Below are 20,550 nucleotides of genomic sequence, written 5' to 3'. Positions count from 1 at the left end.
GGCCGCCCGTTGCGCGACACACTGAACCCGAGGATCCGTGCATGGACGTCACCCGCGACTATTCGCCGCGACCCGACAATCTGCCCAAGGCGTTGCCCCCGGCCCTGCCGGAACGTTCCGGCTCCAGCCCGCTGGCGAAGGCGGCCAGGACCGGCACGCCGGTCGACAACGGCCCGGCGACCGCCCCGCTGGCGGTGGTCCCCGGGCCGGCGGGTACGCCGGTCGACCTGCGCGACCCGCTGGAGACGGCGGCCCCGGAGGCGGTGGAGCTGCCGGACGCCACCCCGACCGGTGCGATCACCGCGACCACCTCCCGCCGCCCCCCGCGTGCCGACCAGGCGCTGCGCGAGCACGCCGCCACCACGCTGCCCGGCTGGATCGCCCTGCTGGCGCTGCTGGTCGGTGTGGCCGCCGTCCTGCTGGTGCTGCTGAGCGACGGCGTCATCCCGTACTGGGACGTGCTGCCCGACCTGCGCAGCGCCGCCGCCCGGGCCGGTGGCGGGGCGGTGGTGGAGGTGAGGTCCGTGGCCGCCGTCACCGCGGCCGGGCTGCTGATCGTCCTCTCGCTGGCCGGGCTGCTGGCCAACGCGGGCGGCGAGACCCGGGTGCTCAGCCGCTGGGGCCGCTACCGCGGCACCGTCCGGCGCACCGGCCTGGTCTGGGTCAATCCGCTGCTGCGGCGGCGCCGGGTGGACGTCCGGCTGCGGCACTGGCGCAGCGAGCCGGTCAAGGTGGTCGACCGGACCGGGACGCCGATCGTCGTCCGGCTGCTGATCGTCTGGCGGGTCAAGGACACCGCCCGGGCACTGCTGGCGATCGAGGACCACGAGAACTACCTGCGCGAGCAGGTGCAGGCGGTGCTGACCCGCACCGCGTCCATGCTGCCGTGCGACAGCAACGCGGCGCCCGGTCCGGCGCTGCGCGACGGCCAGTGGTTCGCCGACGAGCTGACCCGGGCGCTGGCCGCCGAGGTCGCCCCGGCGGGTCTGGAGGTCTACTCGGCGCAGCCGCTGGCGCTGGACTACGCGCCCGAGGTCGCCGAGTCGATGCGGCGGCGCCGGCTGGCCGATCTGGACGCGGGCCTGCGCACGGTGCTGGTCGACGACGCGGTGGAGGCGGCGGCGCTCGCCGTCCGCCGGCTGGAGCGCGCGACCGCGCACGAACTGGACGAGGCGGCCCGCAGCGCGCTGATGGAGCAGCTGCTGGTCGCCTTCGTCGCCCCGGCCGGAGTGGCCGCCTCGGTACCGTCCCCGGCCGCCCGGGCCGGGCGGAAGGAAGGACGACCGGCATGAGGATAGCCACCGGCCCGGAGGCCGATTTCGAGACGGACTTCGAGGCGGACTTCGAGACCGACTTCGAGGCGGAGTTCGCCGGCTTGGACGCCGACGCCGCGCTGATCGGGTTCGAGGAGAGCCTCGGCAGCATCCCCGCCGTGGCGGGCTGCGGCTGCCTGAACTGCGCGGCCCGGCCGCGCACCGCCCGTCCGGCGGCGACGTCCTCCGGCGGCGGGCGAATACATCGGGCCGTGCGAACCACCTGCCTGGCCACCACGGTGCTGGCGGGAGCCGGTGTGGTCGGTCTGACCGCCGGTGCCGGGTCCGCGCACGCCGCGCCCGGCAAGCAGGGCTGGGACGGTTCCAAGTACTGGTTCAAGGGCGCGAACGGCGGATGGCGCTGGACCACCCACTACGACGTCTACACCGCCCGCACCGGGAAGTCCGGAGCGTCGGGCAAGTCCGGCGGGTCCACCGGCCGGCCGGCCGTCACCAACGGCTCGGCCACGCCCCCGGCACCGGCCCCGTCCGGGTCGACCGCGTCCTCGTCCTCGGGGATGCGGCAGGGCTGGGACGGCTCCAAGTACTGGTTCAAGAACGGCAGCGGCGAGTGGCGGTACACCAGCCACTACGACGTCTACCTCAGCCGCACCGGGCAGACCGGCGGTGGGTCGGCCCCCGCGCCGGCCGCCGACAGTGCGCCGGCCTCCCGCGGCGCCCAGGCGGCGATCGACTACGCGCTCGCCCAGCTCGGCAAGCCGTACGTCTGGGGCGGCAACGGTCCGTCCGGCTACGACTGCTCGGGGCTGGTCCAGCAGGCCTTCCGGCGCAGCGGGATCAGCCTGCCGCGGGTGGCGGACGACCAGTACGCGGCCACCACCCCGATCACCGCGGGCCAGCTGCGCCGCGGTGACCTGCTGTTCTGGTCGGACAGCGGCCGGGCCTCCGGCATCCACCACGTGGGGATCTACCTGGGCGGCGGCACGTTCGTCGAGGCCCCCCGACCGGGGAGGACGGTGCGGGTCTCCACCCTCAGCAGCGGCTTCTACCCCACCCATTTCGGTCGCCCGTAACGGTGCGTCCGACACGGCGGCCCCCGGCGGATCGAATCCGCCGCGGGCCGCCGCGCGGTGGTCAGGAGGAGGCGCCGTCCAGCAGGGCGAGCTGCTCCGGGGTGAGGCGCAGCGAGGCGGCGGCCAGCAGCGGGGGGAGCTGCTCGACGCGGCGGGCGCTGGCGATCGGGGCGGCGACCGTCGGGCGGGTGCCCAGCCAGGCCAGCGCGACGGTGGCGAGCTCGGCGCCGTGCTCGGCGGCGACGGTGTCCAGCGCCTCCAGCACCTTGGGGCCGCGCGGGTCGGCCAGGTAGCGGGAGGCGCCCTCGGACCGGGCGCTGGCCACCTCGGCGCCGCCGAGGCGGTACTTCCCGGTCAGGAAGCCGGAGGCGAGGGCGTAGTAGGGCACGGTGGCGAGACCGTGCTCGGCGACCACGTCGGCCAGCGGGCCCTCGAAGGTGGACCGGGAGACCAGGTTGTAGTGCGGCTGGACGGCGACGTACTTGGCCAGGCCCTCGCGGTCGGAGAAGGCCAGAGCCTCGGCGAGCCGCTCGGCGCCGATGTTGGAGGCGGCGATCGCGCGGACCTTGCCCTCCTTCACCAGCTCGTCCAGCGCGGTGATGAACTCCTCCACCGGGGTGTCGTCGTCCTGGTGGGTGTAGTAGAGGTCGATGTGGTCGACGCCGAGCCGGCGCAGCGAGCCCTCGGCCGAGGACTTGATGGTGGCCGCGCGCAGGCCGCGCGCCTCGGGGTGCAGGCCGACCTTGGTGGCGATCACGATGTCGTCGCGGTTGCCCCGGAGGCGCAGCCAGTCGCCGATGATGGTCTCGGACTCGCCGCCGGCGTTGCCGGGCACCCAGGAGGAGTAGGTGTCGGCGGTGTCGACGAAGTTGCCGCCGGCGGCCGCGTACGCGTCGAGGACGGCGAACGACTGCTCCTCGTCGGCCGTCCAACCGAAGACGTTGCCGCCCAGCGAGAGCGGGTGCACGGCGAGGTCGGAGGTGCCGAGCTGGACCCGGCCGGGGGCGTCACTGTGGATTCCGGTCATGACCCGAGTCAACCGGATCACGCGGGCGGGCATTCCGTGGTCGGGACAGACTTCACAAGCTTGTCGCACTCCCCCGCCCGGGTCGTCGCGCCGGGTGGGCGGGGAGCGCCGGAGGAGGGTCCGGGGTGTCGGCGGGGTCGGCGGATTCGTTAGAGTCCGTGCCATGGCTGACAACGACTACGACCCCGCCGGCAGCACCCAGATGTTCCGGGCGTTCGTCGACGAGACCCCGGCACCCCAGGCGCCGGGCTCCGTCTCCACCTACGGCAGCAGCAGCGGCGGCAGCCGGACCGGCCTGATCGCGGTCATCGCCGTCGTCGCGCTGGTCGTGGTGGGCGCCGTCATCTGGCTGGCGGTCAAGTAACCCTTCCGACGGAGTGCCTGGCGGACCGGTACGCCCTGCTGCCCCGACGGGGTCTCAGCAGGGCTTCCGCCAGGCGTCCAGTTCCAGTTTCTTCTGCATCGAGCTGAGGCCCAGCGACTTGCTCCGGGCACAGAACTTCTCCGTGCCGAGCTTGTACTCGACATGGAAGACCGCCTTGCCCGCCTGGATGAAGGGCGAGAGCCGGGCGCACTCGTCGAACTGCGCGCACTCCTCGTTCACGGCGAAGTCGAAGTCGGCCAGCAGGGCGGGGATCTGGTCCAGGTCGTTCTTCAGGCCGATCGCCATGCCGCGCTCATGGGCGAGCGAGGCCAGCATGCGGTTGTACCGCAGCTGGTCCTCCGCCGTCAGCGGGAAGCCGCTGTTCTGGTTGTAGGCCTCGATGGTGTCGGGCTCGACGGCGTCGAAGCCCTTGCTGCGGCACATGTCGAAGCGGGCCGCCATCAGGGGCTTCAGCTGGTCGATCTTGCGGATGTCGAACCACTTCTCGCCCTTCCAGCCGTTGCCGGAGCCCTGGAGGGCCTTGGTGAAGGCGGCGGCGTCGGGGCGGAAGTCCTCCCAGGAGCCGGCGTTGATGTAGCAGATCACCTTCCGGCCCTTGGCGTGCAGGGCGGCGACCACGGAGGCGTCGGTCTCGAAGCCGTCGACGTCGTAGACCGGGACGTCCACCGACTGGTCGACGCCGCCGCCGAGCTGCCACTGCCAGGCGAGGCCGGGGGTGGGCTGCCAGCGGGCGCCGGCGGGCTGCGGCGCGGTGCCGGGAGTGCCGGGGGTGCCGGGAGTACCGGGCACGGAGGGTGTCCCGGGGGTGCCCGGGGTCGCCGGTGCGCCCGGGGTCCCGGGGGTGCTCGGTGTCCCGGGGGTCGCCGCGGGCGGCGGCGTGCTCGGCGTGCCGGGCTCGCTCGTCACGGGTGCGGACGGGGTGCCCGGAACGGGGGCGGCGGTGGCCGCGGGCGGCTGGGCGCCGGTGGCGTCGGCCGAGGGCTCGTCCTCGTCCTCCGAGCCCGAGCTGCTGCACGAGGTCAGCGCCAGGGCGGTGGTCAGGGCGAGGGCGGCCCACAGGGGCCGGGTGCGACGGGTCACGGTACTCGAACTCCGGGTGGGGTCAGGTCGGTTCGGTGACGCTCAGGGCGTGCGGCAGGGTGCTCCAGGGGTTGTCCCCGGTGCCCGGGACGGCGCAGCCGACGCCGGCCCGGCGGGCGGCGATCAGTGCGGCGGCCTCCCCGGCCTCCTCGGCCGGCACGTCGTACACCAGGTGGCAGAAGCGGGCGGCGGCGTGCCGACCGGTCCAGAGCGGCAGGGTCATCTCGCGGTACGTCTCCCAGTCGCCCTCGAAGGTGACCAGCAGGTCGGCGAGTCCGACCTCGGCGTAGCCGGGATCGGGGTGGTCGCCGTGGCCGAACACCACGGTGGCGCAGCCGGCGGCGCGGGCCGCGGTGGCCAGGCGCCGGTAGTGCGCCAGCGCGCCGGGGTGGGTGGCGACCTGGTCGAGGTAGACGCCGGTGATGCCGTGACGCTGACGGTACGTCAGGATGTCGTCCACCACGGCGGCGTGCGGACGCCGGCCGTAGTCGGTGTCGGCGTAGCCGAGCAGCGGGAGGCCCGCCTTGCGCAGCTCGTCGGCGGCTTCGGCGAAGACGTTGTCGGGGGTGTCGCCGGGGCCGTCGGCCAGGTTCAGCACGACGGCGGCGATCCGGCCCGGGTCGGCGGCGGCGACCGCCTGCCAGGCCGCCGGGTCCACCGCGGGGTGGACGTACAGCGGCACCAGCAGGCGGCCGTCGAACTGGCTTGCGCCGGTCATGCGGTGACCAGCGGATCGGTGCTGAGCCAGAGGTCGCGCAGGGTGTCGGCGAGGGCGGTCTCCGGGTGCCAGCCGAGCTCCCGGGCGGCGGCCGAGACATCGGCCTGCTGCCAGGAGACGGCGGCCGAGCGTTCGGAGCCGGCGCCGCTCTCGTCGATCCGGCCGGCGAAACCGGCCGCCCCGACCAGACCGTCCGCGATCGCCCGGACCGGCCTGGCCTGCCCGGAGGCGAGGTTGAGCACCCGGGGCAGCGGGCGTTCGGCGCCGACGGCCAGACCGACCGCACGGGCGACGTCCCGGGCGTCGACGAAGTCGCGGTGGGCCGAGAGGTCCCCGACCTTCACCACGCCGTCGGCGCCCTCCGGGGCCGCCCGGCGCAGCTCGGCGGCGAGCCGGCCGGGCAGCGAGCCCGCCGGTGCGCCCGGGCCGACCGGGTTGAACACCCGCAGCACCACGGCGTCCAGGGGCGAGCCGGCCACCGCGAGGGAGCCGGCCAGCTTGGTCGCGCCGTAGACGCCGACCGGGCGGGCGTCGGCGTCCTCGGCGAGGGAGCTGCCGGGGGCGCAGACGCCGTACTCGCCGGCCGAGCCGATGTGCACCAGCCGGGCCTTCGGCGCGCCCAGCCCGAGGGCCTCGCAGAGCACGGCCGGGCCGCGCGCGTTGACCTCGGCGAGGGTGACCGCGCTGCCGGAGACCGCGCCGGCGAAGTTCACCACCGCGTCGGGGGCGAGCGCGGCCAGCTCCTCGCCGAGCGGGCCGGCCTGCGCGGTGGCCAGGTCGAGGCGCAGGTCGTGGTCGGGCCGCCGCCCGGCGGTCAGCACGGTGGCTCCGGGCAGTGACCGCAGGACGGTGGCGGCGTGCCGGCCGAGGAAGCCGTCCACGCCGAGCAGCAGGATCCTCACGCGGCCCGTCCGTCGTTCTCGGGGCCCGTCGAGGCGGAGGCCACCGGCTGCCCGTCGGCGGCGTCCGCCGCGGTGCGGGCGGCCGGGATCGGCAGCTCCGGCCCGTTCGGCACGGCGTACAGGCCCTCGGCCGGCTCGCCCGGGAGCAGCAGCGAACGGTTGAGCGCGAACTCGGCGTTGGCCCGGTCGTAGTCGTCCGGGCGGCCGATGTCCAGCCAGTAGCCGCCGAACTCGTAGGCGGCCGGCGGGGTCTGCGCGGCGAGCAGGTCGAGCACCAGCTCGTCGAAGCCCAGCGGCAGGCCGGGGGTGTAGGCGGCGAGCGCCGAGCGGGACACGCCGTAGACGCCCATCGAGACCCGGTAGTCGATGCTCGGCTTCTCCTGGAAGCCGGTGATGGAGCCGGACTCGGTGGTCAGCACACCGAAGTCGATCTTGACCTGGCGGGCGTAGGTGGCGATGGTGAGCGGCGCCCCGGAGGCCTCGTGGTGCTTGAGCACCCCGGCGAAGTCCAGGTCGGTGAGGATGTCGCCGTTCATCACCAGGAAGTGCTCGGGCAGCCGGTCCTGCATGGTGAGCAGCGGGCCCATGGTGCCGAGCGGGCTGTCCTCGACGGCGTAGCCGACCCGCAGCCCCCACTGGGAGCCGTTGCCGACGTACGCGCGGATGATGTGGCCGAGGTGGCCGATGGCCAGGGTGACGGTCGTGAAGCCCGCCGCGGCGAGCTGGCGCATCACGATCTCCAGGATCGCGTGCTGGTCGCCGATCGGGACGAGCGGCTTGGGGAGCGCGGTGGTGTACGGACGAAGGCGTACGCCCTTACCACCGGCCAGGATCACTGCGTGCATGGTGTTTCCCCCACGGAAGGATGGTGCGACAGGAGCCTTTGGGTGTCGGTGCTGCCAGGGAGGTGCGGCAGGTCAGACGTTGTAGATGTCGGTCTTGTAGCGCGCCAGGTTGGCGGGGTCGCGGAAGAACTCGATGGTCTGCTCCAGGCCCTGCTCCAGGGAGAACTCCGGGGCCCAGCCGGTGGCCGTGCGCAGCCGGGTGGCGTCGGCGACCAGGCGCATCACCTCGGAGTTGGCCGGGCGGATGCGCTGCTCGTCCTCCTTCACCGTGATGTCGACGCCCATCAGCTTGCCGATCAGGGTGACCAGGTCGCCGACCGAGATCTCGCCGCCGGTGCCGGCGTTGAAGGTCTTGCCGACCACGGTCTCGGCCGGAGCGGTGCCGACCGTGCGGAAGGCGTTGGCGGTGTCCTTCACGAAGGTGAAGTCGCGGGTCGGGCGCAGGTCGCCGAGGGTGATCTCGCGATCGCCGGCGGCCAGCTGGGCGATCACGGTCGGGATTACGGCGCGCATCGACTGGCGCGGGCCGAAGGTGTTGAACGGGCGCAGCGTGACGACCGGGGTCTCGAAGCTGGCGTAGTAGCTGTCGGCCAGCCGGTCCCCGCCGGCCTTGGAGGCGGCGTACGGGGACTGCGTGTTGATCGGGTGGTCCTCGGTGATCGGCACGGTCTGCGCGGTGCCGTAGGTCTCGCTGGTGGAGGTGTGCACCAGGCGGGGGATGTCGAGGTGGCGCACGGCCTCCAGCACGTTGAGGGTGCCGGTGACGTTGGTGTCGACGTAGGAGTGCGGGGCCCGGTAGGAGTACGGGATCGCGATCAGGGCGGCCAGGTGGTAGACCGCGTCGGTGCCCTTGACCAGGCCGGTGACGGAGCCCGGGTCCCGGACGTCTCCGAGGACGATCTCGACGGAGTCCAGCACCTCCTTGGAGAGGGTCTCCAGCCAGCCGAAGGACGAGAAGGAGTTGTACTGCACCATGGCGCGGACCTGGTGGCCGTCCGCGACCAGGTTCTCGACGAGGTGGGAGCCGATGAAGCCCTCGGCTCCGGTAACGGCGACGTTGCTCATCCGGTGAATCGCTTTCTGCTCTTGGTACTGGGTGAGGACGGCTGGGTGCGGAACGGTGGTGACCCAGCGCTGGTGGTTCGGCGGTGCTCGGTGGTGCAGCGGTGCCTGGTGGTTCGGCGGTGCTCGGTGGTGCAGCGGTGCCTGGTGGTTCAGCGGTGCTTGGTGGTGCGGCCGAGCACGGGCCCGGCGATGGCGGTGAGGACGGCGGCCGCGGCCCCGCAGCCGATCAGCTGCAGGACGGTCGGGTCCACACCGGTCAGCAGCCCGGCGCACTCGGCGCCCGCGGCTGCCAGACAGATCAGGGCGGTGGTCCAACTGAGCCCGAAGGCGTTCAGCAGGAGCGCCAGCCAGAGTGAGCCGCCGAGCAGCAGCAGCGCACCGAGCTCCGGGACCCCGAGCGCCGGGGCGCCGGGCCAGAGCACGGTGGCGGCGGCGTCCAGCGCGGCCACGGTGGTGAGGTAGATGAACAGGCAGCCGAGCAGCACACCGCCGGTGCGGCGGGCGAACGCGGCGGGGGTGTGACTGATCCGCAGCCCGGCCACGGCCATCGCCCGGTAGCGGAAGAGCAGCCACTCGGCGAGCCCGAGGCTGAGCGTCAGCGCGATCATGGCCGGCCCCGTCGGGCTGGCGGACGCGCCTTCCGCGGCGCCGGTTCGGACCGCCTGGTGCACGGTGGTGCCGAGGCCGGCGATCATCGTGAGGGTGCCGACCGCCAGGCCGAACAGCAGGTGCGGCACCTCCTGGCGGATCGGCAGCTTCAGCACGGTGGCGTCCTGCTCGCTGCGCAGGCAGCGGACGAGCTCCCGGGCGGCCAGCCCCACCGCCAGCCCGAGCGAGGCCAGCAGCACGACCGTCCGGACGAGTTGCGGCACGTCCACGGCCAGCACCACGCCCGCACCGATCGCGGACGGCGCCAGTGCGACCAGCAGGAACTTCTCCCGCCCGAGCACCAGCAGGACGGTGGCCGCCGCCAGGTAGCCGGACTGCCCGGCGGCGAAGCAGAGCGCCCCGAGCGGGCCGCCGATCACGTACCCGGCGGTGGCCGCGACCAGCGCGCCCAGCGGTGCGCCGACGGCCAGGCAGATCCCGGCCGCACGGCGCCGGCCGCGGCCCAGCCAGGCGTACGAGCGGTGCGCCAGCGCCTGGTTCCAGGACCAGCTGACCAGGGTGGCGACGGAGAGCGCGAGCATCCCGGAGGGGAGGCCGAAGCGCATCCGGGTGGCCGCGAACAGGTTGGCGCCGAGCAGGTAGCCGAGGCCGGGCAGGGCGAACACCAGGCCGCGCACGACGCAGCGCCAGGGGTCGGCCCGCCAGGGGTTGGCGAACTCCGAGCTCGGGCCCGGGTAGCGGCGGTCGACCTTCTCGAACAGCTCCTCGGCGACGGTGAACGCGTCGGGGCGGCCGTACAGCAGCCCGGCCTGCTCGTCGGAGAGGCCGTCGGACTCCAGGAAGGCCGCGATCTCGTAGGGGTGGACGGCGTCGGCGCAGACGTCGGCGAGCCGCTCGGCCAGCTCGTCCAGCGGGTCCGGGGAGAGGTCCAGCTGCTCCTCGGGCTCGGTCCGCTGCGCGGGCAGCACGGGCCGGCGGCGCCCCCTCGGGAGGGTGCGCAGCTGGACGGTCTGCTCGGCCCAGTCGGGGCCGGCCTCGTCGGGCACCAGCCGGAGCGGCCCGCTCATGCGCCCACCTCGCTGCGCTCGGCAGCCGCTTCGCGGGGCACGCACCTGTTCATGGTTCGCTCTCTGCGCTCGCTCACGTGCCCACCTCGCTGCGCTCGGCAGCCGCTTCGCGGGGCACGCACCTGTTCATGGTTCGCTCTCTGCGCTCGCTCACGCGCCCACCTCGCTGCGCTCGGCGACGGCCACGGGCTCGTCCCAGTCGGGTTCCGGTGCGCCGCCGTCGACGGCGGTCTCGTCCCAGTCCGGGTCCGGTGCGCCGCCGCCGGCGACGGCGACCACGCCCTTCGGCAGCCAGCGGGAGGTGCCCAGCAGCTCGGTGTAGATGCCGCGGAAGCCGTCGATGTTCTGGCGGAGCGTGAACTGCTCGATCACCCGCAGCCGGGCCTGCTCGCCGAGCCGGGCCCGGCGCTCCGGGTCGCGCAGCAGCTCGACGGCGGCGGCGGCCATCGGTTCGGGTTCGCGCGGGGGGACGACCAGGCCGGTGTCCCCGACGGCCTCGCGCACGCCGCCCACGTCGGTCGAGACGGTGGAGCGGCCGCAGGACATCGCCTCGATCAGGGTGAACGGGAAGCCCTCGCTGATGCTGGAGAGCATCACCACGTTCCCCGCCGCGTACGCGTCGGTGATGTCCGCGACGCGGCCTTCGAAGGCCACCGAGTCGGCGACGCCGAGCTCGGCGGCCAGGGCTATGCACTGGTCCCGGTACGCCTCGCCGCCCTTGGGCGTGCCGCCGAACAGCCGCAGCCGCGCGTCGGGTATCTCGCTCCGCACGATCGCGAAGGCGCGGATCAGCGTCTCCAGGTCCTTGATCGGGTCGACCCGGCCGGCCCAGCTGAGCGTGGGCGTCTCGGGCTCCGGCCCGGCGGGCGGGAAGGCCGCCGGGTCCACGCCGTTGTAGACGGTCCGGATGTGGGCGGACGGCGTGCCGCCGCGCTCCTCCCAGCGCCGGTTGTACCGGTTGCCGGGGGTGACCAGCGCGGCCCGCCGGTAGCTCTCCTCGGCGAGCATCCGGTAGAAGCCCAGCAGCAGCGCCTTGACCGGCCAGCGGTAGGGGCCGGTGCGGTACCCGAGGTAGCGCTCGCGCAGGTAGATGCCGTGTTCGGTGAGGAGAAACGGTACGCCGTACTGCTGTGAGGCGATCAGCCCCGGGAGGGTGGCGAGGCCGCCGCTCGCGGCGTGCGCGACGCCGTCCTGGGGCGGCTCGACCGACAGCGGGCGCAGCGCGTGCTCCAGCAGGTCGGTGGCGTTGAGCGCGTCGTGCAGGGTGGGCCGGGAGACGGCGGTGGAGAGGTACTCGCGGGTCCAGACGTGCTGGAGGGTGCGCAGGGCGCGCTCGCTGCGCAGCGCCGGGCTGAGCAGCCCGCGCCGGGCGAGGTCGGCGAAGCCGTACAGCTCGGTGCCGAAGTGGGTGGTGTAGACCGGGTCCAGGATGGAGTGCAGGAAGCGCTCGTACGCGTTGAGGAAGCGGCGCATCTCGCGGCCGCGGGGCGCTCTGCCGTCGGCGGCAGGTCCCCAGAGCGGTGCGGTCGTGACGGACCGCACGTTGGCGGGCAGTTCCCAGGCCAGCGGTTCGTGGCCGGTGCCGGTGACGGCGATGACGTCGAAGTCGACGTCCGGCATGCCCTGGACGAGCTGGTCGCACCAGACGCTCACGCCGCCGTGCTGGTGCGGGTACGTCCCCTCGGTGAGCAGGGTGACGCGCATTCCTGTCCCCCCTCCTGTCCTTGCGTCAAGCGCCCGGCCTGGACGGCCGGGCCCGGTGGCCGGTGGTGGGGCGGGCCGTCGCCCGCCCCACCACCGGTGTCACCTTGTTAGCGGGTGCCGGACTGGCCGGCGGTCTTCTTGGTCGGGTCGGCCTTCCCCCCGGAGGCCTTGCCGGTCTGGGCGCCGCTCTTGGCGGTGCCCTTGGTGCTGCCCTTGCCGGCCGCGAGGCCCTTGCCCGGAACCGGGACCCCGCTGCCGGGGACCAGCGTCGGGGCGTCGGTGCGGGCGGTGTCGCCCGGGCCGGCGGGGACGGCGTCGGCGGTGCCCTGGGGCACGACCTTCTTGTCGGCCGGCGCCGGGGCGGTCAGCGTCTTGGCGGTGTTCGGCGCGGTGGCCGGGGCCGCCGGGGTGACCGCCGCGGCCAGCTTGAGCTGGACGTTGCTCTGCAGCGCGCCGGGCTTCACCCAGCCGGACAGCGTACCGGCGTACGCGGTGCCGAACGCGGCCGAGCCGATCGCCAGCTTCTGCGTGGTGCCGGTCGGCATGGTGGCCTGGACCTGGACGCCGGCCGGGGCGTTCACCGTGACGGTGTCGCCGACCCGGTAGGCGCTGACCTGGCCGCCGGCGAGGGCGGTGTTCCAGGCCGCGCGGCGCTGGAACTCGGCGCCGATGTCCTTCTGCGCCAGGTTCACGATCGGCGCGTTGTCGGCGTGCAGCGCGCGGTAGGTGGAGAGGACCTTCTCCAGCACCGGGTAGACGATCCGGTCCTCGGACAGGTTCGACTGGTGGATGAAGTGCGGTCGCGGGTCGTTGCTCAGCACGTGGCCGAGGTCGATCCGGGCCTCCAGCGGCACGATGTACGACTGGTAGCCGGTGTTGACGTCCAGCGGCGTCGGCAGGCAGGTGGAGTTGGCGTTGTTCTCGCAGACCCCGCTGCCACCGTTGGCCACGCTGGTGTAGATCCAGTTGTACTCGTCCGTCTCCTCCTTCGCCGTGCCGGCGTTGTAGAAGACGTTCATCGGGTAGCGCGGCACGGTCAGCACCGACGAGCCGACGGCCCGCTGGGCGGGCTCGCGGGAGGCGTCGCTGGCCGTCCACTTGACGCCGTTGGCGACCAGCGAGGGGGCCAGGTACGGGTTGTCGCTGGTCTCCTGCGGGGCGGTCAGCAGGCCCGAGTGCTCACCGGTGACCAGCTCGGTCTTGTCGATGTGCAGGTTGCGCGCCGCGGCCCAGTCGATGTTGTTCTTGATCTGGGACGTGATGGTGGCCTGGTCGACCCAGACGGTGTTGCCCGCGCCGTCCTTGCTGCACTTCCACGGCACCACCGAGACGTCCTGCAGGCAGCCCAGGTACGGGTGGGTGTAGGTGTGGTTGACCCACCGGTAGCTGGCCTGGTCGGCGACCATCTGGTCCACCACCGGGTCGGTGGTGGCGGTGTGGTCGGCCTTCCAGTCCTCGCTGCCGCCGCCGTTGAACACCATGTCCATGGTGAAGTTGTTGGCGGTCTGCCACTGCTTGGCGTACTGCGCGTCCGCGGGCGTCATCCGGATCGGGTTGGCCGTCTCGGGGGTGCCGGGCGGGCAGGTGACGTCACCGGGGGTGCACTTCAGCACGGTGTCCCAGCGGTCGTCCGCCAGGAAGACGTCGTCCACGTGGGCCGCGAAGTAGTTGCGGTCGTAGCCGAGGTGGACGCCCTGGGTTATCCAGTCGACTATGCCGCGCGCCAGCAGCCGGTACTGCTGCTGGTACTGGTTGTAGACGAAGGTGACGACCAGCTCCTTGCGGCCGTCGTGGGTGTACTCGCCGACCAGCGAGCCCTTGGTGGTGGTGCCCGGGATGGTCGTCTCGACCAGCGGGGTGAAGCTCGCACCGGCCGGCAGGGTGCTGAGCGGGGTGGCGAGGAAGCCGTAGCTCTCGCCGATCGCCGGGTCGTTGTCCTCGAACGGGACGCTGCCCTTGAGGTAGCCGAACGGGCCCGCCAGCCCGGCCGCGGAGACCTGGCCCTCGAAGCCGTCGAGGCTGCCCATGTAGCCGGGGTTCGCGGCGTAGTTCAGGCCGACTTCCGGCCGGGCGTAGGTGTACGCGTCGACCTGGCGCACGCCGAACGCCGCCTCGTAGGCGGCGATCGCCGCCATCTCGGCGGAGCCGGCCGCGAACGGGTTGTCGTTGGGCAGCACGATGCCCTGGAACTTGCCGCGCGGCTGCCCGTTGAGGTTGTCGCTGAGGAAGGCCGCATTGATCACCGGGCGTCCGGCGTCGTTGAGGTCGACGAGCTTGTACGGGGTGCCCTGGCTCTTCAGCTCGGCGGCGATGGCCGCCGAGGCGGGGCCGCCGTCGCTGATCACCAGGACCGTGAGGTCGATCCTGGGGGCCGTGGTGGCACCGTGTGCGAGGGACGACTGCAGGCCACCGGCCAGCAGGACTGCTGCCGCGCAGGCGGCAACTCTTCGGGTCGCTCGACCCATGTGTGTTCCTCCCCTGGGCAGGGCGCTTCGCTGCTCGGCGCTCGCCTGCCCGGTCGCTGTTCGCGGGCAGCAGGCTGCCCGGCGCCCATCCTGGTGGAGACTCCGCACCGATTGGGACCAAATGGGCAGTAGTGCAGCGAATCTGTTACCAACGTTCATGGCGATGCCACGAAGGCGCTGATTGTGACCGGAAGAGCACCTGTTGCGCAAATAATGAATTGAGAATTAAAAACCGCACCTGAGCGTTACCGCTGGTCACCGACCGTGCGGCCGTGGCAGGTATGCCGCGCCCTACACTGGCGGCGTTGCGCATGACACTCTTGCACATCCCCCCGTTCCGTCGGGCAGGTTCATGCAATATCGCGTCGGGTTGTGCCATGGCACAGTCCGAATATCCAATGGAGGCCACCGCGTGACCGAGCAGCAGACCGAGACCGCCGCAATCGAGGCCCCCCGGAAAGCCGCGCGGACGTCGGCGGATGTCGTCCGGGACAGCGTGCGGGAAGGGGCCCCGGAGGCCGCTTCGGGGGCCCTCCAGCAGGCTCGGAGCCTCGGCCTGGGCGGCGCCGTCAACGCCCGCGATCTCGGTGGCTACCGGACGGCCGGCGGGCAGGTGCTGCGGCACGGCGTCGCGCTGCGCAGCGACGGCCTCAACCGCCTCACCGACCAGGACCTCGACCTGCTGGGCGCGCTCGGCCTGCGCCAGGTGGTCGACCTGCGCAGCCTCGACGAGGTCCGCGAGGCCGGCCCCGACCGCGTCCGCGGCCTGCCGGTCGCCGCGATCGCGGCCGCCGAGCTGTCCGCCGCGCCGATCACCGTCGAGCGCACCACCCCGGACGGCGTGACCCTGCACCACCTGCCGGTCTTCGCCGCCGACTTCGACATCTACGTCGCGCTGCGCGACGCCCTGGCCGACCGCAGCCCGGAGAAGCAGCGCGCCCTGCTCGGCGAAGGCCGGGCCGCCGCGATGATGACCGGCCTCTACCGGTGGTTCGTGACCGACCGGGTGGCCCGCGAGCGGTTCGCCACCGTGCTGCGCCTGCTGGCCGCGCCGGACGGCGCGCCGCTGCTGTTCCACTGTTCGGCCGGCAAGGACCGCACCGGGTGGACGGCGGCCCTGCTGCTCACCGCCCTCGGGGTGGACCGCGAGACGGTCTTCGCCGACTACCTGCTCACCAACGAGCGCTCGGCCGAGATCGTCGAGAACATCGTGGACAGCTTCGGCACCCGCGGTCTGATGCAGGAGCCGGAGCTGCTGCTCCCGGTGTTCCGGGCGGAGCGCGGTTACCTGGAGGCGGCCTTCGAGGAGGTCGCGGCCGGCTGGGCCGACTTCGAGTCGTTCTGGCAGGACGGCCTGGGGCTGGACGACGCCGTGCTGGCGGGCCTGCGGGCCAACCTGCTGGCGCCCTGACCCGCCCGGGCCGGATCGACCCGATCCGGTCGGGCTCGATCCACCCGGACCCGACCGGATGCCGACCCGCCCGCCCGACCGGACGCCGGCCCGTCCGGCCGGGCCCGGGACTGCCCGGACCGGCCCCGGGCCGACGGGCCCCGGCTCACCCCTCGCTGATCAGGCCCTCGCGGAGCTGCGTGAGGGTCTTGGTCAGCAGCCGGGAGACGTGCATCTGGGAGATGCCGATCTCCTCGCCGATCTGCGACTGGGTCAGGTTGCCGAAGAACCGCAGCATGATGATCCGGCGCTCGCGCGGCGGCAGCTTGGCCAGCAGCGGCTTCAGCGACTCGCGGTACTCCACGCCCTCCAGGGCGAGGTCCTCGTAGCCGAGCCGCTCGGCCAGCGGGCCGTCGCCGTCCTCCTCGCCGGGGCTGGAGTCCAGGGAGCTGGCGGTGTAGGCGTTGCCCACCGCGAGGCCCTCGACCACGTCCTCCTCGCTGACGCCGAGGCAGGCGGCCAGCTCGGCGACGGTGGGGGAGCGGTCCAGCTTCTGGGCGAGGTCGTCGCCGGCCTTGGTGAGCGCCAGCCGCAGCTCCTGGAGCCGCCGGGGCACCCGGACCGACCAGCTGGTGTCCCGGAAGAATCGCTTGATCTCGCCGACCACGGTCGGCATCGCGAAGGTGGGGAACTCCACCCCGCGCTCCGGGTCGAAGCGGTCGATCGCCTTGATCAGGCCGATCGTGCCGACCTGGACGATGTCCTCCATCGGCTCGTTGCGGCTGCGGAACCGCGCGGAGGCGTACCGGACCAGCGGCAGGTTGAGCTCGATCAGGGTGTCACGGACGTAGGTGTGCTCCTCGCTGCCGGCCTCCAGTGCGGCGAGCCGCAGGAAGAGCGAGCGCGAGAGCGTCCGGGTGTCCAGCCCGGGGCCCGGCGGCGCCTGCGGTGCGGGCGGGGCGACCGCCTCCGCGGCGGCCGCGGGGTCGAGCTCGGCGACGGACGGTGCGTCCGGGCCCCGCTGGAGCGGGATCCGGTCGACGGCGACCGCGGTGCCATGGGTCTGACCAGCGTGGATCTCCGCAGTGCCCAGGTCTCCGGACATGCACCCACCCCCTTGTGACTGACAGTTGAACGGATTCCGTCGCGCGGTGGTTCCCGAGGACGCCCTCCCCCTGCATACCGGAACACAGTCCCCGGCAAACCCGAAGGTCGCAAGACGTCACGTGGCGGTAACGCGCAGCAATCCCGGCCGGGCCCGCCGGTTCACGATGTTCTGTCCGGGATTGTGACGGTCAGTCTTCCCAGGAATTGCCCGTCCGAAGCCTGGTCAGGATCCGGGAGAGCAGGCGCGAGACGTGCATCTGCGACATTCCCAGCTCGGTGCTGATCTGCGACTGCGTCAGGTTGGCGAAGAACCGCAGCATGACGATCCGCCGCTCCCGCTCCGGCAGCTGGACGAGCAGGTGGCGGACCATGTCCCGGTGCTCGACCTCGGCCAGCGCCGAGTCCTCGTAGCCGAGCCGGTCCAGCAGGGCGAGCCCGCCCTCGTGCTCCTGGGCCGCCTCCAGGGAAGCCGCGTTGTACGCCCGGCCGGCGTCCAGGCAGGCCCGGACGTCCTCCTCCGGGATGCGCAGGCTGGCGGCGATCTCGGGCACCTTGGGGGCCCGTCCGTGCACCACCGTCAGCTCCTCCATCGCGCCGCTGACCTGGACCCAGAGTTCCTGGAGCCGGCGCGGGACGTGCATGGTGCGGACGTTGTCGCGGAAGTAGCGCTTGATCTCGCCGAGGATGGTCGGCAGTGCGTAGGTCGGGAACTGCACGCCGCGGTTCGGGTCGAAGCGGTCGATCGCGTTGATCAGGCCGATCGTGCCGACCTGGACGACGTCCTCCATCGGCTCGCTGCGGCTGCGGAAGCGGGTGGCCGCGTAGCGGACCAGCGGGATGTTGACCTCGATCAGCGCGGCCCGGACCCGCTCCCGCTCGGGGGCCTCCGGGGGCAGCTCGGCGAGTCGCTCGAACAGCACCCGGGTGAGCGTCCGGACGTCCACCACCGGGCGGCCGCCGGGGCCGCGCAGGCCGTCCGGCCGCAGTTCGCCGGCCGGGCCGATGACGGTGGCCAGCACCTCGTCCCCGGGCGGGGGCGCCGGGCGTCCGGCGTCCGGCGGGGTGGCCTGCGCCGGGGCCTGGGCGGTGGTTGGCGCGGTGGCCTGGGCGCTGGCCTCTGTGGTGGTCTGCCCGGCCGGACCGGTACCGGTGTCCGGCGCACTCCCTGGTGTCCGCACGGACACGTCACCCCTCCCAAAGTCGACAACGGTGGGACTTGCGGATCGGGTGTCGGGTCTCGTCTCACCACCTCGCCATGTCCGGCAAAACCGGTCATAGCATCACAAGGCGGGCGCAGGTCGGGCAAGTACCGAGGGGAGGTGTGTTGGTGCTGTGCCGTTGCTTCACCGGCTCTCCCGGCGGCGCAGCCGGGAGCCGTTTCCGGACAGCACAAGGCGCCCCGCCCGGGACCCGGGCGGGGCGCCTGGGGCCGTCCGGGGGACGGCCCGGGGTCAGACCTCGATGTCGGCGATCACCCAGGTGGCGAACTCGCGCCACTGGCCGGCCGCGGCCTGGTGGGCCGGGTGGGTGAGGTAGGCCTGGAGCGCGTCACGGTCCTCGACCAGGCTGTTGATCGCGTAGTCGTGGGCGATGTCGCGCTCGGTGGTGTTCCAGCCGCACTCCCACTCGCGCAGCTCGGGGATGACCGGGCCGAGCGCCTCGAAGGCCTCGGCGCCGGCGAGCGCGCGCTCGTCGTCCTTGCTGACGCCGTCGTTGAGCTTGAACAGGACCAGGTGCCGGATCACGATGCCGCTCCTCGCGGACGGGGGTTGAGGGTCCCGCACACCGTAGCCGGTGCCGCCGGGGCCGGACGACCGCCCCCCGGTCTACTTCACCAGTCCGGTCATGAAGGTGCCGACGGCCTTGGCGGCGTTCGAGATCCCCTCGAACCCCAGTTGGACGAGCTCGGCCGCGCGGGCGGGCGAGGTGATGATCGTGTAGAGCACGAAGATGAGCAGGAGGACCATGCCGATCTTCTTCGCCTGCGCCATCCGGTGACCTTCCTCCCTGCCGTGGGCCGCCGCCATTCGGTCCCCGAGCGACCCTCTGCAGTGGGCAGCTTATCCACCGGACGGCCCATCAAGTGTGCGACGCGTTCACCCGGCGGGACGAAGGTCCCCGCGAGTGGGGCCTTTCTCCGGGTGCCCCGGAGAAGGCCGTCGAGCAGGATGGGTGATGTGCCGAGGGTCTGGCAGGAATCCCCGGCACGTGGATCCGGAGCTCCCCGCTGTGGGACCGGGCGCCGCGACTTCCCCCCGACGCGGCCCCGGTTGTGGGACTCCGCCGGGGGAGCGGTTGGTCCCCCGAGCCGCTCCCCCTCCAGGCTCCGTACTCGCCGGGCGTTGGTGGTCATCGGCCCCGAGTGCGGAGCTTTTCCGCGTCCGGGGGCGTGCGGGAACGACGAGGGCCCCGACCGTCTCCGGTCGGGGCCCTCGTGTTGCTGGCGGTAGCGGTGGGATTCGAACCCACGGTGAAGTTGCCCCCACACACGCTTTCGAGGCGTGCTCCTTTGGCCGCTCGGACACGCTACCGAGGGGAACTCTACCGGACGGGTGGCGCGGTCACGAAATCCGTATCCGCGAGGGGCCGGCGGCCGGGTTCAGCGGTGGGTCTCGAAGAAGGCGCGGAGCTGCTCGCCGCATTCGTCGGCGAGGACGCCCGGGATCACCTCGGGGCGGTGGTTGAGCCGGCGGTCGCGCATCACGTCGAAGAGCGAGCCGGCGGCGCCGGCCTTCTCGTCGAGGGCGCCGTAGACCACCCGGTCGATCCGGGACAGCACGATGGCGCCCGCGCACATCGTGCAGGGCTCCAGGGTGACGACGAGGGTGCAGCCGCCGAGCCGCCACTGCCCGAGTGCGGCGGCGGCCTCGCGGACGGCGATCACCTCGGCGTGCGCGGTCGGGTCGCCGACCGCCTCGCGCGCGTTGTGGCCGCGTCCGATCACCTCGCCGTCCGGGCCCAGGACGAGCGCCCCGACCGGGACGTCCCCGGTGGCCGGCGCCAGGTCGGCCTCGGCGATGGCGAGGCGCATCGGCGCCGCCCAGCGGTCGCGGACCGGGTCGGGGCGGACGGGGGCGGGGAGCGGGGCTATCTGGCGGGCGGACGCGGACTGCATGGCATCCAGTGTCCGGCATCCGTCGACGGGCATCGGCCCGCTACCGGACGGCCTCCAGGACCTCGCCGCAGCCGAGGGCCTCGGCGATCTCCTCCAGGGCGTCGCCCGGGACGGCACCCTCGCCGCTGAGGGCGAGCAGTTCCTCGGAGGGGAGGCCGAACTCGGTGAGCAGGTGCGCGTCGCCGAGCGGGCCGACCGGGACGCCGCCGCGGGAGTCCGCGTCCGCTTCCTCGTCGTCCTGCTCCGCCGCCTCCGCCTCGTCCTCCAGCTCGGCGACCAGGTTGTCGAGGTCGCCGAACTCGCTCTCGCCGGCCTGGTCGACCAGCTCGTCGGTGAGGACGGAGCCGTAGCTGGAGCGGGCGGCGGCGGCGCCGTCCGACACGAAGATCCGCGGATCCTCCTCACCGTCCACCCGGACGATGGCGAACCAGACGTCCTCCTGTTCGATGAAGACCAGGACGCTGTCGTCGTCCTGGGCGGCTTCGCGGGCCAGATCGGCCAGGTCCGCCAGGGTTTCGACGTCGTCGAGTTCCGTCTCGCTCACATCCCACCCGTCCTCGGTGCGAGCAAGCACTGCAGCGAAGTACGCCACCAGGGACACTCCCAAGATCATCGGTCTCGGCTCGGCGCTCCGGGCAACGCTAAATCTGGCCGCCCCCGCGCCAGAGGCGGCCCGCTGTTCGGACCGTCCCATCGGAATCGTGACAGAAAGCCCGGCTTTGCG

General features: G+C 73.1%; 18 protein-coding genes, 1 tRNA gene and 1 pseudogene. 4 read left to right on the top strand and 16 right to left on the bottom strand.

The window, feature by feature from the left end; genetic code table 11:
* The first annotated feature begins 41 nt into the window (after positions 1-41).
* The gene (locus tag ACWDRR_RS17635) at positions 42-1,292 is read left to right on the top strand and encodes an SPFH domain-containing protein (protein ID WP_449773083.1); all 1,251 of its coding nucleotides are present in this window, start codon (positions 42-44) and stop codon (positions 1,290-1,292) included.
* Positions 1,289-2,347, top strand: a complete 1,059-nt coding sequence (locus ACWDRR_RS17630) for a C40 family peptidase (protein ID WP_449773082.1) — start codon at positions 1,289-1,291, stop codon at positions 2,345-2,347. Before ACWDRR_RS17635 ends, ACWDRR_RS17630 begins: the two co-directional genes overlap by 4 nt.
* Before the next feature lie 61 nt (positions 2,348-2,408).
* Here the strand turns inward: ACWDRR_RS17630 and ACWDRR_RS17625 are convergent, their stop codons facing one another.
* Positions 2,409-3,374 carry an aldo/keto reductase gene (locus tag ACWDRR_RS17625; protein WP_449773081.1) on the bottom strand — a complete coding sequence of 322 codons (966 nt, stop codon included), beginning with the start codon at positions 3,372-3,374 and terminating at the stop codon, positions 2,409-2,411.
* A gap of 163 nt (positions 3,375-3,537) precedes the next feature.
* On the opposite strand from ACWDRR_RS17625, the gene ACWDRR_RS17620 reads away from it, so the two are divergent.
* Positions 3,538-3,738 (top strand): hypothetical protein, encoded by a 201-nt coding sequence (locus ACWDRR_RS17620; RefSeq protein ID WP_360635708.1) that lies wholly within the window; start codon positions 3,538-3,540, stop codon positions 3,736-3,738.
* Positions 3,739-3,792: 54 nt separating this feature from the next.
* Here the strand turns inward: ACWDRR_RS17620 and ACWDRR_RS17615 are convergent, their stop codons facing one another.
* The 8 genes and pseudogenes from ACWDRR_RS17615 to ACWDRR_RS17580 all read right to left on the bottom strand — a co-directional run bounded on the left by ACWDRR_RS17615 (position 3,793) and on the right by ACWDRR_RS17580 (position 14,214).
* The gene (locus ACWDRR_RS17615) at positions 3,793-4,839 is read right to left on the bottom strand and encodes an endo alpha-1,4 polygalactosaminidase (RefSeq protein ID WP_449773080.1); all 1,047 of its coding nucleotides are present in this window, start codon (positions 4,837-4,839) and stop codon (positions 3,793-3,795) included.
* A 22-nt stretch (positions 4,840-4,861) separates the two neighbouring features.
* Positions 4,862-5,557 (bottom strand): spherulation-specific family 4 protein, encoded by a 696-nt coding sequence (locus ACWDRR_RS17610; RefSeq protein WP_449773079.1) that lies wholly within the window; start codon positions 5,555-5,557, stop codon positions 4,862-4,864.
* Positions 5,554-6,459: an NAD-dependent epimerase/dehydratase family protein gene (locus ACWDRR_RS17605; protein WP_449773078.1), complete on the bottom strand. Its 906-nt coding sequence runs from the start codon at positions 6,457-6,459 to the stop codon at positions 5,554-5,556. The genes ACWDRR_RS17610 and ACWDRR_RS17605 overlap by 4 nt, the downstream gene beginning before the upstream one ends.
* Before the next feature lie 137 nt (positions 6,460-6,596).
* A pseudogene (locus ACWDRR_RS17600) lies at positions 6,597-7,304 on the bottom strand (nucleotidyltransferase family protein); the annotation flags it as partial.
* A gap of 72 nt (positions 7,305-7,376) precedes the next feature.
* Complete coding sequence (locus ACWDRR_RS17595; protein WP_449773077.1) at positions 7,377-8,369, bottom strand: SDR family NAD(P)-dependent oxidoreductase; 993 nt, start codon at positions 8,367-8,369, stop codon at positions 7,377-7,379.
* A gap of 149 nt (positions 8,370-8,518) precedes the next feature.
* A complete protein-coding gene (locus ACWDRR_RS17590) occupies positions 8,519-10,045 on the bottom strand; it encodes a hypothetical protein (RefSeq protein WP_449773076.1) in 1,527 nt (508 codons plus the stop codon).
* Positions 10,046-10,195: 150 nt separating this feature from the next.
* The gene (gene pelF / locus ACWDRR_RS17585) at positions 10,196-11,749 is read right to left on the bottom strand and encodes a GT4 family glycosyltransferase PelF (protein WP_449773075.1); all 1,554 of its coding nucleotides are present in this window, start codon (positions 11,747-11,749) and stop codon (positions 10,196-10,198) included.
* A gap of 107 nt (positions 11,750-11,856) precedes the next feature.
* Entirely contained in the window at positions 11,857-14,214 is a 2,358-nt protein-coding gene (locus ACWDRR_RS17580; protein ID WP_449773074.1) for a hypothetical protein, read from the bottom strand.
* A gap of 412 nt (positions 14,215-14,626) precedes the next feature.
* Between ACWDRR_RS17580 and ACWDRR_RS17575 the strand changes: the two genes are divergently transcribed.
* Positions 14,627-15,625 carry a tyrosine-protein phosphatase gene (locus ACWDRR_RS17575; protein ID WP_449773073.1) on the top strand — a complete coding sequence of 333 codons (999 nt, stop codon included), beginning with the start codon at positions 14,627-14,629 and terminating at the stop codon, positions 15,623-15,625.
* Positions 15,626-15,770: 145 nt separating this feature from the next.
* Here ACWDRR_RS17575 and ACWDRR_RS17570 read toward each other — a convergent pair whose 3' ends face one another.
* From ACWDRR_RS17570 to ACWDRR_RS17540, 7 genes are all read right to left on the bottom strand, one after another.
* A complete protein-coding gene (locus tag ACWDRR_RS17570; RefSeq protein ID WP_449773072.1) occupies positions 15,771-16,709 on the bottom strand; it encodes an RNA polymerase sigma factor SigF in 939 nt (312 codons plus the stop codon).
* 190 nt (positions 16,710-16,899) lie between these two features.
* A complete protein-coding gene (locus ACWDRR_RS17565) occupies positions 16,900-17,895 on the bottom strand; it encodes a SigB/SigF/SigG family RNA polymerase sigma factor (protein WP_449773071.1) in 996 nt (331 codons plus the stop codon).
* Positions 17,896-18,162: 267 nt separating this feature from the next.
* Positions 18,163-18,456 (bottom strand): Dabb family protein, encoded by a 294-nt coding sequence (locus ACWDRR_RS17560; RefSeq protein ID WP_449773070.1) that lies wholly within the window; start codon positions 18,454-18,456, stop codon positions 18,163-18,165.
* Positions 18,457-18,537: 81 nt separating this feature from the next.
* A complete protein-coding gene (locus ACWDRR_RS17555; RefSeq protein ID WP_199926184.1) occupies positions 18,538-18,702 on the bottom strand; it encodes a hypothetical protein in 165 nt (54 codons plus the stop codon).
* Positions 18,703-19,152: 450 nt separating this feature from the next.
* Positions 19,153-19,242, bottom strand: a tRNA-Ser gene (locus ACWDRR_RS17550).
* Positions 19,243-19,310: 68 nt separating this feature from the next.
* Entirely contained in the window at positions 19,311-19,826 is a 516-nt protein-coding gene (gene tadA, locus ACWDRR_RS17545; RefSeq protein WP_449773069.1) for a tRNA adenosine(34) deaminase TadA, read from the bottom strand.
* A gap of 40 nt (positions 19,827-19,866) precedes the next feature.
* Entirely contained in the window at positions 19,867-20,439 is a 573-nt protein-coding gene (locus ACWDRR_RS17540; protein ID WP_449773068.1) for a tRNA adenosine deaminase-associated protein, read from the bottom strand.
* Between the last annotated feature and the right edge of the window lie 111 nt (positions 20,440-20,550).

This window comes from Kitasatospora sp. NPDC003701, from assembly GCF_053587085.1.
Note: the sequence above shows the minus strand (reverse complement) of the source record. Positions and strands in the feature narration are given on the sequence as shown.